At 76.5% G+C, this 13,374-nt stretch carries 8 protein-coding genes and 3 tRNA genes; 3 read left to right on the top strand and 8 right to left on the bottom strand.

Annotated features, from left to right (window positions below; genetic code table 11):
- Window positions 1-80: 80 nt before the first annotated feature.
- Window positions 81-1,532 carry a xylulokinase gene (locus SGLAU_RS11125; protein ID WP_043500661.1) on the bottom strand — a complete coding sequence of 484 codons (1,452 nt, stop codon included), beginning with the start codon at window positions 1,530-1,532 and terminating at the stop codon, window positions 81-83.
- 91 nt (window positions 1,533-1,623) lie between these two features.
- Window positions 1,624-1,896 carry a hypothetical protein gene (locus SGLAU_RS11120; protein WP_043500659.1) on the bottom strand — a complete coding sequence of 91 codons (273 nt, stop codon included), beginning with the start codon at window positions 1,894-1,896 and terminating at the stop codon, window positions 1,624-1,626.
- Window positions 1,897-2,063: 167 nt separating this feature from the next.
- Between SGLAU_RS11120 and SGLAU_RS11115 the strand changes: the two genes are divergently transcribed.
- From SGLAU_RS11115 to SGLAU_RS11105, 3 genes are all read left to right on the top strand, one after another.
- Window positions 2,064-2,136 (top strand) — tRNA-Asn (locus SGLAU_RS11115).
- Window positions 2,137-2,141: 5 nt separating this feature from the next.
- Window positions 2,142-2,214, top strand: a tRNA-Asn gene (locus SGLAU_RS11110).
- A gap of 167 nt (window positions 2,215-2,381) precedes the next feature.
- A tRNA-Ile gene (locus SGLAU_RS11105) sits at window positions 2,382-2,458 on the top strand.
- Window positions 2,459-2,657: 199 nt separating this feature from the next.
- Here SGLAU_RS11105 and SGLAU_RS11100 read toward each other — a convergent pair.
- The 6 genes from SGLAU_RS11100 to SGLAU_RS11075 all read right to left on the bottom strand — a co-directional run bounded on the left by SGLAU_RS11100 (window position 2,658) and on the right by SGLAU_RS11075 (window position 13,239).
- Window positions 2,658-3,209, bottom strand: a complete 552-nt coding sequence (locus SGLAU_RS11100) for an ANTAR domain-containing protein (protein WP_043500658.1) — start codon at window positions 3,207-3,209, stop codon at window positions 2,658-2,660.
- A gap of 1,175 nt (window positions 3,210-4,384) precedes the next feature.
- Window positions 4,385-5,422, bottom strand: a complete 1,038-nt coding sequence (locus SGLAU_RS11095) for a rod shape-determining protein (RefSeq protein WP_043500655.1) — start codon at window positions 5,420-5,422, stop codon at window positions 4,385-4,387.
- Between the two features lie 136 nt (window positions 5,423-5,558).
- Complete coding sequence (locus tag SGLAU_RS33520; RefSeq protein WP_078957678.1) at window positions 5,559-10,202, bottom strand: SAV_2336 N-terminal domain-related protein; 4,644 nt, start codon at window positions 10,200-10,202, stop codon at window positions 5,559-5,561.
- Window positions 10,192-11,202 (bottom strand): AAA family ATPase, encoded by a 1,011-nt coding sequence (locus SGLAU_RS11085; RefSeq protein WP_043500653.1) that lies wholly within the window; start codon window positions 11,200-11,202, stop codon window positions 10,192-10,194. The genes SGLAU_RS33520 and SGLAU_RS11085 overlap by 11 nt, the downstream gene beginning before the upstream one ends.
- Before the next feature lie 25 nt (window positions 11,203-11,227).
- Complete coding sequence (locus tag SGLAU_RS11080; RefSeq protein WP_043500651.1) at window positions 11,228-12,910, bottom strand: trypsin-like peptidase domain-containing protein; 1,683 nt, start codon at window positions 12,908-12,910, stop codon at window positions 11,228-11,230.
- A complete protein-coding gene (locus SGLAU_RS11075) occupies window positions 12,907-13,239 on the bottom strand; it encodes a CU044_2847 family protein (RefSeq protein WP_043500650.1) in 333 nt (110 codons plus the stop codon). Before SGLAU_RS11075 ends, SGLAU_RS11080 begins: the two co-directional genes overlap by 4 nt.
- Window positions 13,240-13,374: the final 135 nt, after the last annotated feature.

Raw genomic sequence — 13,374 nt, 5'->3', positions numbered from 1 at the left:
GGCCGGAAGGTTGCCCCTGGCCCCTATCGTCGAACACTCCACCCGCGTTACCTCAACCGATTAACCCAACAGGCGGGCCGTTACGCCCGGAACGCCCCCGGATGGGTCTGCTCCCGCACCGACACGAACTGCTGCCGCACCGCCTGCCCCACCGCCAGCTCCTCCCCGGGCTCCAGCACCTGCGCCACCGCGCCCTGCCAGGCCGGCGGGGTGCGCGGGTCGAGCGTGCCCTGCGACACGCCCAGCGCCCACGCGGCCTGCCGCGCGGCACCGAGCGCCGCGTAGTCGGCGGGCTGCGGCACGACGACCTGCGCGCCGAACAGGGACGGCGCCGAGGCCTGCACGGCGGGCAGTTCGGCCGCCGGGCCCAGCAGGAAGATCCGCCGCACCTCCACGCCCCGCCCGCGCAGCACGTCCAGCGCGTCGGCCAGCCCGCACAGCATGCCCTCGAACGCGGCCCGTGCCAGGTGCTCCGGCCGCATCGACTCGCGCCGCAGGCCGGCCAGGGTGCCCGCCGTGTGCGGCAGCGCCGGTGTCCGCTCGCCCTCCAGGTACGGCAGCAGCACCAGCCCGTGGGCGCCCGGCGTCGACTTCAGCGCCAGATCGGACAGGCTCTCCAGATCCGGCAGGCCGAGCAGTTCGGCGGTGCCGCGCAGGGCGCGCACGGCGTTCAGCGTGGTCACGACCGGCAGGTGCATCCCGGTCGCGTCGGCCAGTGAGGTGATCGTCCCCGTCGGATCGTGCAGCGCCTCGGGGTGCACGGCCATCACGGAGCCGGACGCGCCGAGCGAGACGACCGCGTCCCCGAGGCCCAGCCCCAGCCCGAACGCGGCGGCCATGGTGTCCACGGTCCCGGCGGAGATCAGCAGCCCCTCGGGGGTCGTGCCGGCCGCGTCCGACGGCCCGATCACCTCCGGCAGCAGCGCCTGGTGGCCGAGGGCCAGTTCCACCAGCTCGGGTCGGTAGCCGCCGACGGCCGCCGACCAGTAGCCGGTGCCCGAGGCGCCGCCGCGGTCGGTGGTCCGGCGCACCGGCCGGCCGAGGAGCTGCCAGACCAGCCAGTCGTGCGCCTGGAGCAGCACGGCGGTGCGCGCGGCGGCCTCCGGCTCGGTCTTCGCCAGCCAGCGCAGCTTGGTCACCGGGTGCGCGGCCTGCGGGACACAGCCCACGGCCTGCGCCCAGACCTCCCGGCCGCCGAGCGCGTCGATCAGGTCGGCCGCCGCGACCTGCGCCCGCTTGTCCCCGCCGACCAGGGCCGGGCGGACGGTGTTGCCCTGCGCGTCGAGCGGCACGACCGCGTTCGCCTGGGCGGAGACGCCGATCGCCTGGACGCCCTCCAGCAGACCGCCGCCGGCCGCCTCGCCGAGCGACAGCAGCCAGGACTGGGGGTCCACGTCACTGGGGCGGCCGCCGTCGGGGCTCTCCAGCGGGTGCGGGGCATAACCCTGCCTGAGCACGGCCCCCGTGTCCGTGTCGCAGACGACGATCCGCGTGAAATCGGGTGAACTGTCCAGCCCGGCGACTATCCCCATGCAACAGATTGTGCCGTAGCGGTGCCAGTGGTCCGACGGGGCGCGGGTGGCGCGTGGTTGCCCGGCCGTTCCCGCGCCCCTCCCGCGGCGTCTAGGTGTTGCTGGTGCCCCAGTCGTCGTCCTGGCCGTTGTGGCGGAAGCGGTCGGGGACGCGGTCGCCGACCTTGTCGCTGACCACGTGATAGGCCTTGCCCGCGAACTGGCGGCCCTGCTGGGCGGCGCTCTCCGCGGTGTTGCGGACCGCCGGGTTCTGTGCGATCTGCCGGGCCGACTTCATCAGCTGTTCGTAGCGCTCGCGCCCGGCGCGTGTGCCGAGCACGTAGCCCACAGCGAGTCCGACGACGAACGTGAGCCGGTAACGCATGGCGGCCACCCTTTCCTTGCGTAGTCCCTGGCACGGTTCCGGTGCGGCATCGGGCCCGGAGGTACCGATTGGCAAAGCACCCCCCTGCTTGCGCTAATGTATGTGTCGCAGCGAGCGGGCGCCCCCTGGCGGATACCCAGGGAGGTACGTTCGATGCAACGAGGCATTCCTCCGTAGCTCAATTGGCAGAGCAGCCGGCTGTTAACCGGCAGGTTACTGGTTCGAGTCCAGTCGGGGGAGCTCGGTCCTCCGTAGCTCAATTGGCAGAGCAGCCGGCTGTTAACCGGCAGGTTACTGGTTCGAGTCCAGTCGGGGGAGCATGCTGAACGAGGGCCCTTCGGGGTCCTTTTTCATGTCCGGTGGAACCGCGCGGGCCGCGGCGGAGTCCTCATGGTCGTGCGAAGCCGACCATGCCGGAGCAGGAGATCGTATGAGCGGCTATGCTGCGGCAGACGGCGCGCACAAATGTGCGCGACGCGCCGTGAGGGGCGGTAGCTCAGCCGGTTAGAGCAGCGGACTCATAATCCGTCGGCCGTGGGTTCGAGTCCCACCCGCCCCACCAGTAGCTTCCGCGACCTGCGGAAACGTATCGTCGGCGGCCCTGAGCGCCCCCTCGCGGGCTTCCGCCTCCAGGCCCGGGCCGTGCGCGCGGGCGGGGCCGCACCCTTCGAACCGGGCGCCGGGGCTGCGACACGCCCGGGAGCGTCCGCTCCTGCCGTGCCCGTCCGCGGCGCGCACGGTGTGACCCCGCACACGCGTCCTCATCCCCTCACGCGCGCGATCGCCGTCCGCAGGGCCCTGTCGACCTCCTCCGGTGGCGCCGCGGACGCGTCCTCCGCGCTGGCGGTGACCGACGCGGCGACCGTGCGGAGCTTGGTGTTGGACAGCTGGGAGGCCTCGCGCAGGATCTCCCACGCCTCATGGGAGGTGCAGGCGTGGGTGGCCATCAGGATGCCGCGGGCCTGGTCGATGACCGGGCGGGTCGCCATCGCCCGGCGCAGCTGCTCCACCTCCCGGCACAGCTCCCAGAAGTCCCGTGGCTGGCCCCGCCAGTTCACCGCCGCCACGGGGATCATGTGGCGCTCGCCGTAGTCCCGCAGCAGGTCCAGGAAGCGGCGGCCGGCCGTGTCCATGAAGTCCACGCCGGACATGTCCACTTCGACGCGGCGGATGCCGGCGGGCAGCCGGGCCAGCGCCCGGGCCAGCGCCTCGTCGCAGCCGTGCACGAGCTCGCCGCGCACGGCGAGCAGGGCCCGGCCGGTGTCGTCCGTACGGCTCTCGATGACCAGCGGGTTCGGCTCGGCAGTCCTCACAAGCGTCCTCGACTCAACCGTTCTCGTCCGTTCGGCTCAATCGTTCTCGACCGTGGGCGTCTCCCCTCGCGGTACCGTGCGGCTTCCCGGCGCGGGGCGCGGTACACCCGTCTCCGGCGCCCGGCCGGGAATGGCCCAGGCCGCGCGCGGGTACGAGCGTTGCCCGCCCCGGCGCAGGGGCGGGGAGACGCGCCGTGCGGAGCCGCCGGCGCGGGCCGGGCGACGCCGCCGCGGACCTGCGGCCGCTCGGCGCGCGCGGGGCGGGCCGCGGCCGGATCGTCCCCGGCGCGCGCCGGTCCGGGCGGCCGGGCCGCCATCGGGTGACCGGCCCGCGTCCGGCACGAGGCGGGGATCCACGCCGCCTCCACCGGCCACGCCGTGACCGTCTGGTGCCGTACGACACGACATGGGCCGTCGCGACGCCGGTGCGCTCCCCGGCGCCTGCGCCGCCCACCGCCCGGTCGTGCAGGCGGGACCCGCGCGACGGCCGGACGGGCCGGGGGCCGCGTTCGTCGTGACCGCCGGATAGGCCGGACAGGCCGTCGGGTCGTCACCGCGCGACGGCCGGACGGGCGGGGGCCGTGCCCGTCGTGACCGCCGGATCGGTCGTCGGGTCGTCACCGCCGGAACTGGCACCGGGTCGTGACCGCCGGAACCGGTCATCGGGTCGTGACCGCCGGAACTGGCACCGGGTCGTGACCGCCGGAACCGGTCAGGGTCGTGACCGCCGGAACCGGCCACCGGGTCGTCACCGCAGGCCCGCTCACCGGCGGTGTGGCGTGCGGCGGTGGTACCGGCACCGTGCCGGGGCGGGGCGCGGTCGTGCAGGCGGGCACCCGCGCGGCGGCCGGACGGGCGAGGGCCGAGCCCGTCGTCACTGCCGGACCGGCTACCGGGGCGTCACGGCAGGCCCGCTCACCGGCGGTGGGGCGCGCGGCGGTGACACCGCCACCGTGCCGGGTGGGGGCGCAGGGCCGGTAGGTGGTGGCGTGCGAGGTGCGTGACGGGGGGCCGCCTCGTGGAGCGGCGGGCCGGACGCCGGCCCGCCCCCGGGACCGGCGCGCGGCGGACGCGGACCGCTGCCTGCGCACCCCGTCGCCGATCCGGGGCGGGCGCGCTGCGGGGGCGCGGCCGTGCGCCGCCGCCCGGACCCCGCGCCGGGACGCGGCGGTGCCTCAGGTCGCCAGCGGGTCCAGGACCAGCGGCTCGATCTTGCCCTCCAGCATGGCGCCCAGCCCCTGCACCGCGCACACGTCGGGCCGCTCCGCGATGTGCACCGGCATCCCCGTCGCCCGCCGCAGCATCTGGTCGAGCCCCGGCAGCAGCGCGCTGCCGCCGACCATCACGATCCCCCGGTCGGCGAGGTCCGCGACCAGGTCCGGCGGGCAGTCCCGCAGCACCTTGCCGATCCCGTCGAGCACCGCGGTCAGCGGGGTCTGGATGGCGTCCCGTACCGCCGCGGTGTCCACCTGCACCGACCGGGCGAGACCCGTCGCCACGTCCCGCCCGTGGATCTCCGTGGACGCCGGGCCGTGCGGGGTGAGGCCGTTGCCGGACAGGGCGACGTGCAGCGGCCGTACCGACTGGCTCGGCAGCATCAGCTCGTGCTCGTGCCGCAGGTGCTGCACGATCGCGTGGTCGACGGCCTCGCCGCCGACCGGGATGCGCTCCGCGGTGACGATCGAGCCCAGGGACAGCACCGCGACCTGGGTCGCCGCCGCGCCGCACACCAGCACCATCGTCGCCTCCGGCTGCTCCACCGGCAGTCCGCAGCCGACCGCCGCGGCGATCAGCGTGTCCACCAGCTCCACCCGGCGGGCGCCCAGCCCGACGAGGGTCTCGACGGTCGCCCGCTGTGCCAGCGGATCCGCGTCGTGCGGCGTGCAGGCGGCGGCGCGCAGCCGGGGCTTGCGGCGCAGACCGCGGCGGACCTTGTCGCCGAGCAGGTGACGCAGCATCCGCTGGGCCATCTCGATGTCGACGACCGTGCCGCCCGAGACCGGCCGGACCACACGGATGTAGCCGGGGGTACGGCCCGTCATCTTCTCCGCGAACTCGCCGACCGCGATCAGCGCGCCGGTCCTGGTGTTCACGGCGGCGACGGACGGCTGGTCGACGACGAGCCCGGCGCCCTTGACGTACACCCGCGTCCGGGCCGCCCCCAGGTCGACGGCGAAATGGCAGCGGCGCAGCTGCTCCAGACTGGCGGTCATGGCAGGGTCCTCCCGAGAGCACAGACCGTGGGCCGCCGGGCGGCGGACCTCTGATCGCATCGTGCGGGGGCCACGGGCGCGGGCGCCTTTTCTGGGGGGCCGGGCGGGGAGCGGCTGAACGGGGGATTCGGGCGGGTCAGCGTTCCCGGGCGGCGTCCAGCAGATCGCGGAACCCGGTCTCGTCGGCGACCCGCAGGAAGGCGACGCCCGCGGCGCCGGCCGCGCGTTCCTCGACGGCGGTGGAGCCGGCCAGGAGACACCGGGCGGGGGGCACGCCGATCCGGGCGAGGGCCCGCTGCACGGTCTCCGGGTCGGGCATCAACCGCGCGGACCGGCCGTGCACCCCGCCCCCGAAGTCGTCCAGCAGGCCGCGCAGCTCCAGGTATCCGGTCGCGGTCGCCTCGGCCGCGTCCGTGACGAGCGCCAGCGTCAGCCCCTTGTCGGCCAGGGTGCGGACGAGCAGGTCGGCGTGGGAGAGGGCCCGCGCGCTGCGCACCGCCTCGCGTTCGGCCCTCGTCAGGACGTCCCGCAGCACCGGTTCGTACGCGGTCTCCTGGAGCGCCCGCAGCAGGTCCACCGGGTGGAGGTCACCGCTGTGCGGGGGGACCGGGCCGTTGGCCGGCAGCAGGGGCTTGCCGGCGAGCGCGTCCTCCGGGTCGCGCAGTTCGGCCAGGACCCGGGTCAGCTCCCGGACGGCCGCGGCCTGGCCGGCCTTCGTCCACAGCCGGGTCAGGGTGCCGTCGAACCCGAGGAGCACGGCGTCCGCCTGCCGCAGGGCCCGGGCCGCGGGGGTCCGCGAGCGGCGCAGGAAGGAGGCGGGGCGGGGCGGGGCGGCGCTCAGGTGCACGTCCCAGCGGATGTCGAAGCCGGGGACGGCGAGCCGGGCCAGGCCCCGGTAGAGGTCCTCCCGGGCCTCGGCGACCCGCGTGGGGGGATACAGCTCGGTCAGCCGGCGCAGCCGGTCCGTCAGGTGGCGGCGGATCAGCTCCGCCACGTCCCCGGACGCGCTGCCCGCCGCCGCCGTCCTCGCGTCGGTGACCTGCCAGCGCGCCTCGCCGCGCGCGGTGAACACGGGGCGCCCGTCCGCCTGCGGGCCCCGCGCCAGCAGGCTCGTCCGGCTCTCCCGCAGGTCCACCTCGTAGTACTCGGTGCCGCGGCGGTCGCGGACGACGGTCCGGGTGATCCCGGCGGGCGGGGGCAGATCGGGGGGCAGGGGGTAGGGACCGCGCACCGGGGGCGGCGGGGCGAGCCGTTCGGGACGCTCGTACCGCATGATGCCCTCGGCCTCGCCCATGCCCGGCCCGACGACGAGGACGCCGTGCACCTCGGGTGCGGCGAGGCTGCGCCAGGCCCGCGCCGAGCCGTCCGGGCCGGCCCCGTGCCCCACGTACAGCCGGACGCCGTCCAGTTCCGCGAGGAGGTCCCGGAACCCGAGGGTGAGGGTCCGCAGCAGGCGCCGTCCGGAGCCGCCCGGCCGGACCGGCAGCGAGAAGCCGTCGTCGCGCGCCTCCAGCGGGAACTGCGCCGCGTCGACGCCGCTCGCCGCGACCAGCCGTGTGACCGCCCGGCCCAGCAGCGCGTGGGTGTCCGCGTCCCGCGGGCCGTCCGCGAACCGGAAGACGAGCCGGGCCCGGTCGGGACCGGCCGGCTCCTCCGTGAACAGGCTCTCCGGCACCTCGTCCCGCGGCAGCGGGCGCCGCTCCTCCGGCTCCTCGTCCTGCGCCAGCAGCGACGGCAATTCCTCCTCCGTCGGGAACGAGCCGGCCGGCAGGCCGTCCGACTCGGTGAAGGGTCCCTCGCCGGGCGGCGCCCCGGGGTCGTCCGGGGGGCCGCCGAACTCCTCGCGCAGCTCCCGGCCCAGGGCCAGCAGTTCGGGGCCGGTGCCGCCGGAGAGCTCGTACTCCTCGAACACCTCCAGCGCCTCCGCCAGCCGGCCCTGGCGGCGCAGCGCGATCAGGTAGAGGCGGCGGAAGTCCTCCCGGGACGGGTGCGCCCGCACCAGCTCCGCGAGGTCGGCCGCGGCGCGGGCCACCTCGTCGAGGTCCAGGTCCAGTTCGGCGCGGGTGCGGTGCAGGGTGAGGCGCAGCCGGAGCAGGCGGGTGCGGGCGGTGTGGGCGGCGGGGCCGGGGACGTCGGGGAGGGGGCCGGAGGGGTGCCACAGGGCGAGGGCGCGGTCGTAGAGGCCGCGGGCCTCCCGCGGTTCGCGGCCACCGGCCCGCGCCACCAGGCGCTCGCACTCGACCAGGTCGACGAAGTCGGCGCCGGTGTGCAGGGCGTAGCCGTCGGGGAGGGTCGCCAGGGCGGCGCCGGGGCCGAGGAGCGTGCGCAGCCGGGAGGCGGTCCGGGCGATGGCGGCCGGGGCGTCCCGCGGCTCGTCGCCGGGGTTCCACAGGCCCGCGCGCAGCTCGTCGCGGGTGACCACGCGGCCGTGCTTGAGCAGCAGCATGGCGAGCAGGGCCTTCATCCGGTCCGGGAGTGCGTGGTCGTCGTGGGGTGCCCGCAGGCGCAGCGGACCCAAAACCTCGTACGAGCGGGGGTGGTACGCCTGGCGCGCCGTCCTCGACAGCTCCGGATCGGCCAGCAGGTTCCTGCCGTACATGAGCCGGTCGAAGGCGTGCGCGTACGGCTGCCGCACGCTCGGCGGCAGGTGCGTGAGCAGGCCGGGGTCGACCGGTGGCACCAGCCGGGACGTGCCCGAGGCGAGCTGGAGGAGCAGTTCGCTCAGTGCGCGCAGGTCCTCCGAGCGCCCCTGCTCGCCGGCCGTGCGTCCCGGCTCGAACAGGCTGAGCTTGACCGTCCCGTCGGGCAGCAGCATCACCCGGGACATGCCGAGGCGGCCGTGGGTGACGCCCGCCTGGTGCACGGCTTCGAGGCCGCGGGAGAGCTGCGCGGCGACGCCGGCGAAGAGCGGCGCCGGGAGCCGGTACCCGTTCGGGGCGGCCAGGCTGTTGAGCGGGATGCCGTCCAGGTGCTCCATGACGACGTAGGGGACGCCGTCCGCCACGCCGTACTCGTGGACGGCCGTCACGTTCTCGTGCCGGACGTCCCGCAGCAGTTCGGCGTCGCGCAGGAACGCCGTCCGGCGGAACGTGTTCATCCGGGTGTGCAGTCGCAGCACCACCGTGCCGGTCCCGGCGCGTGCCAGCCAGACCGTGCCGGCCTGGTTGAGGGGGCGCAGCGGCCGGTAGCGCCCGGCCAGGGTCCGCGGGACGGAGACCCCGGTCCCCGCGAGCCGGCGCACGCTCCGCTCGTCGACGGAGGCGAACGCCTCGTCCTCCACCGCGGCATGCGTGCCGCCCTCCGCGGGGGTCGACGCCACGAACTCGCCCGGGGCCCGGCCCGCGCGGGTGTCGATCAGGCCGCCGACGCGCTCCAGGAGGTCCGTGGTGCGGCCGCGGGCGGTCCGGGGCAGGCCGCGCAGGAGGAGGTCGCGGACACCGGGGCGGAAGGCGTAGGAACCGGGCGGGCCGGGGACGGTGGTGAGCATGCCGCTGAGGACGACCTCGGCGAGGTGCTGGGGGCGCGGGTCCGGTTCCAGGGCCGCTTGGACGAGCCGCATCACGGGCAGGTCGGGGCGGCCGACGGCGAGGTGGCCGGCCAGGCGGAAGGCTTCGGGGGAGGCGGTGGCGCGGAAGCGGAGGACGAGTTCCTCGGGGGTGAGGCGGGTGAGGTCCGCCCGGTCGTCGAGGCGCGGGGGCGCGCCGCCCAGGCGCGCCACCGCGGCCGGCCGGCCGGTGCCGCCGGGGCTGGTCAGCAGTGCCGCCCAGTTCGCCAGCCACTCCGGTTCGGGTTCCAGCACGGGCAGGGGCAGGGCGTCGTCGGGGGCGGCGGCCCCCTCCGGGGGGTCGTACGGCGTGAAGGTGAGCGCGGCGCAGGGGGCCGCCGGGTGCGGGGCCGCGAGGCGTCCGGGGACGGTGGGCAGGGCGGTGTCGCGCCAGAGGCGTTCCGGCAGCGGCTGGACGACGGCGACCGGCATGCGGTGGGCCCAGCGGCGCAGGGTGGCGTACCACAGGCCGGCGGCCGGGCCTTCGCGCCACTGCGGGCCCATGCAGTCGCTGAGCAGGAGGAGGACGGTGCGGCCGTCGGCGGGGGCGTGCGCGCCGTGGCCGTGCACCGTGCCGTCGGGTGCGGCGCGGTGCAGGGTGACCGTGCGGAAGACTCCGGACTGGGCGAACGCGGTGTGCAGTTCGCGGACCAGCGGCTGCCAGACGGGCATGGTGGGACCGGTGTCGTGGACGAGCCGCAGGGACAGCCAGCGTTCCCGGGCCGGGCGCATCACCGGCAGCCACCCGTCGGGGTCCGCTCCGAGGCGGGCGATGCGGTCGGCGGTGGCCCGCTCGTCCAGTTCCCGGCCGAGGGGCGCGTCGGCACGGCGCTTGAGGGGCCGCAGGGCGCGCTGCAGGCCGAGCGGGTGGCGCAGCATCGGGGGCGCGGGGGCCAGCAGGGAGGCGTACCGCGGGCCCGTGCGGGGGGCGGGGGCGGGTGAGGGCAGGTGCAGCGGTGCCCGCGGCGGTGGTCCGGGCTGCCGTTCCCCGCGGGCCGGGTCCGGGGCGGGGGCCGGGGCGGGGGCCGGGGCGGGGGTGTCCCGGGGCGGGGGCGGCTCCGCGGACCCGCCGGGTCCGGCGGCCGGGCGCGGGGGGTGCGGCGGGGCGGCCGCCGGTGGTTCCATCCGCCCCGCCAGCCACAGCAGTTCGGCGAGTTCGCGCGGGGTGGGGCGGTCGCCGGAGGCCGCCTCGGCGAGCAGATCGGCGAGGCGGACGAGCGGGTCCTCAGAACGCATCGGGCTGCGGGGTCCGCCCCAGGTACGGCATGAGCTGCTCGGCCAGCTCGTCCAGGGAGTCGGCGCCCAGGTCGGAGGCGCGGGCCAGGTAGATGGCGTTCAGGAGCTGGTCGGTGGCCAGGTCGCCGCCGCCGACCCGGGACAGGAACCGCTCGATCAGCCGCCGGGCGTGGGCGTCGGGTTCGCCGAGGTGGGCGCGGACGATGTCGGCGAGGTGCCGGTCGTCGGGCTGCCGCAGCCGCAGGGTGACGCAGCGGCGCAGGAACGCGGGCGGGAACTCGCGTTCGCCGTTGCTGGTGAGGACGACGAACGGGAAGGCCCGGCAGCGGACCCGGCCGCGGGCGACGGGGACACGGGCGTCGGTGCCGTCCGCCAGGACCTCCGCGACGGGGGTGTGGCGGGCGGCGCGCACCAGCTCGGGGATCTCGTACTGCCCCTCCTCCAGCACGTTCAGCAGGTCGTTGGGCAGGTCGAGGTCGCTCTTGTCGATCTCGTCGATGAGCAGGGCGCGGGGGCGGGCGTGGGGGAGCAGGGCGGTGCCGAGGGGACCCAGCCGCAGATGGTTCTCGATGCCCGCCTCGCCCGGGCCGCCCTCCGGGGCCTGCCGGGCGGCGTAGAGCCGGGAGAGCGGGTCGTACTGGTAGAGGCCGTCGTGCAGGGTGCTGCGGCTGGTGATGTTCCAGCGCAGCACCGGCCCGAGCCGCAGCTCACGCGCCACCGCGTACGCCAGCGAGGACTTGCCGGTGCCGGGCGGGCCGGTGACCAGGAGCGGACGGCGCAGATAGAGGGCGGCGTTGACCAGTTGCACGGTCTCGGGGGTGGCCTGGTAGGTCTCCGCGCGGTGGGTGCGGTCGGGGGAGCCGGCCGAGGCGTCGTCGGCGTCGGCGGGCGGGTCGAGCACGGGACCGCCGTCGAAGGCCCGCCAGGGCGGCGGCGGGGGCAGCCGGCGGATGCCGTCGTGCGGCTCGTTGCTGCCGGTGTAGACGGGCCACAGGGGCATGAGGGTCCTTCTTCGTGAGCGGGGGTCAGGCGACGGGGGTGACGGGTGAGTGGCGGGAGGCGGCCGGTTCGGGGAAGCGGCGCGGGTCGTCCCACAGCAGCTGGACGTCACGGGCCCAGTGCCGGTCCGGTTCGTCCGCGGCCTCCGCGGTCTCGCGCAAAATGCGCACGTGCCGGGGGAGTTCGGCGGGCGGGACGCCGGTGACGGACTCGGCGAGCTCGTCGAGGAAGGCCTCGCCCGCGCAGGGCCCGTCGTGGCCGGTGCCGGGGCAGCCGGTGCGCGGCCACAGCAACACCGGGACGGGCACGTTGAGACCCGCCTCGAAGTGGGGGCGCACGGCGGTGGGCGGGGCGGCGTAGGCGGCGAGGCCGGCGTCGTGGTCGCGCAGCCGCTTGCGCAGGCTCGGCGGCCGCTCCGGGGCGCCGCAGCCGATCCGGTGCAGGGCGCTCCCGCCGCCGACGTCCAGTTTCTGCCACTTCTTGGTGAGCTGGTGACGGAGCCGGCCGCTGCGGTGCCGGGCGCGGTCGGCGACGACGAGCGGGTAGGCGCAGCCCAGCGGGGTGGCGTCGTCGGGGCTGCACTCCCAGCGGGCGACCGGCTCGTTCAGCCACTCCCGGGGCAGCACGAAGGTGATGAGTTCCTCCGCGTCCGGCGCGAGTTGGGCGAACGCCTCGTCGATCCGCTCCTGCACGAAGGCGCGTACCGCGGTGCGCGGCAGCCGGCGCGCCCCGACCGGGCGGCGCTGCCCGTCGCGGTAGGCAAAGACCTCGACGGTGACCTGGTCGGTGCCCGCGCCGCTGTGCTCGATCTCCACGACGATCGGCGCCCAGGCGGTCGTCCCGGAGCCGTCCGCCGGGTCCGGCCGCGCGGGCCCCGCGGTCAGCAGCTCCGCCAGCCGGTCCGCGAACCGGCCCACCGCCCCCGCGTCCGGCACCTCCCACTGGACGTACGCCGCCGCCCGGGTGAGGGAGTCGAAGCCGCCCTCGGGCAGCGGCGGCCCGAACGCGCCCACCGCGTCGACGTACAGCCGGTCCGGGTCGCAGACGAGACCGGTCCGCGCGGCCCGCCGGAGCAGCCCGTACAGCCGCCGGCGGACTTCCGGGCGGTGGCCGGGCGTGGGGACCAGCTCGCCCAGCTCGCCCCAGTAGCGGGCCATCACCTCGGTGGGCAGCATCCGGCCCACCCGCACCGTGCGGTCGCCGGCGATCGCCGAGACCATCCCGACGACCGTGCCGTCGGCCAGGGTCACCGCGGCCCCGCTGAACCCGGCGGCCAGCGGCTGACCGTGCGCGGTGCGCGCCTCGAGCTGCACCCATTCGCCGGAGATCAGCGGCCCGGGCAGCGCCCGGTAGGAGGCGAGCATGCCCTCGTCGTACCCCCGCGGGAAGCCGTACGCCACCAGCTCCGCACCGCCGTGCTCGGCGCCGGGCGGGGCGAAGGCGGCCGGGGTGACGTCCACCTCCCGCGCCAGCTCCAGCACGGCCAGGTCGCCGGGGTCGGCGGCGCCGCCCCGCCAGCCGCCGTGCACGGCCACGGAGGCGGGGACGGCGCCCAGGTCCCGGCGGCCCGGGAAGGCGACGGTGATCTCCGCCGTGTCACTGGACCGCACCACGTGGGCGCAGGTCAGCACCCGGCGCGCGGAGACCAGGAAGCCCGCGCCGACCTCGCCGCCGCACACGATCCGGGTGTGCCACGCGGAGGTGCTCATGCGGATCCGGCGGGCTGCTCCGGCTGCCAGCTCAGCCGGACGAGGATGTGGCCCTCCGCGGCCCCCTTGGCGATCACCGCCCCGGCCTCCGCCGTCATCTTGATGCCGAACTCCAGCTCCACCGAGTCCGGTCGCAGGGTGCCGTCGCGGAACACCCGCAGCGCGGACTCCGCCGCCGCGCGCACCCCGTCGAGCGCCCCCTCGAAGGTGCGCGTCGCCTGTGCGGGTCCGTCGCCGCGGGCGACGAGCCGGGCGCCGGTGGCGTCCTCGACGCCCTCCACGACGACCAGCGCGCCCTCCTCGGTCTTGTACTGCACCAGACCGTCCATGCCCTGTCCGCTCCCCCGTGGGTGGTACCCGTGACCTCGCCGAACTCCATTGTGGCGGAGGGGTGTTGCGGATGTCCCGGCAACCGCCGGCCGCGGTCCGCCGCACTGGCGGAAAACCGCCACAGCGCCAACCCG

The organism is Streptomyces glaucescens (assembly GCF_000761215.1).
In the GTDB taxonomy this organism is placed as follows: domain Bacteria; phylum Actinomycetota; class Actinomycetes; order Streptomycetales; family Streptomycetaceae; genus Streptomyces; species Streptomyces glaucescens_B.
The sequence above is the reverse complement of the archived record's forward strand: the minus strand, read 5'-3'. Positions and strand labels throughout refer to the sequence as shown.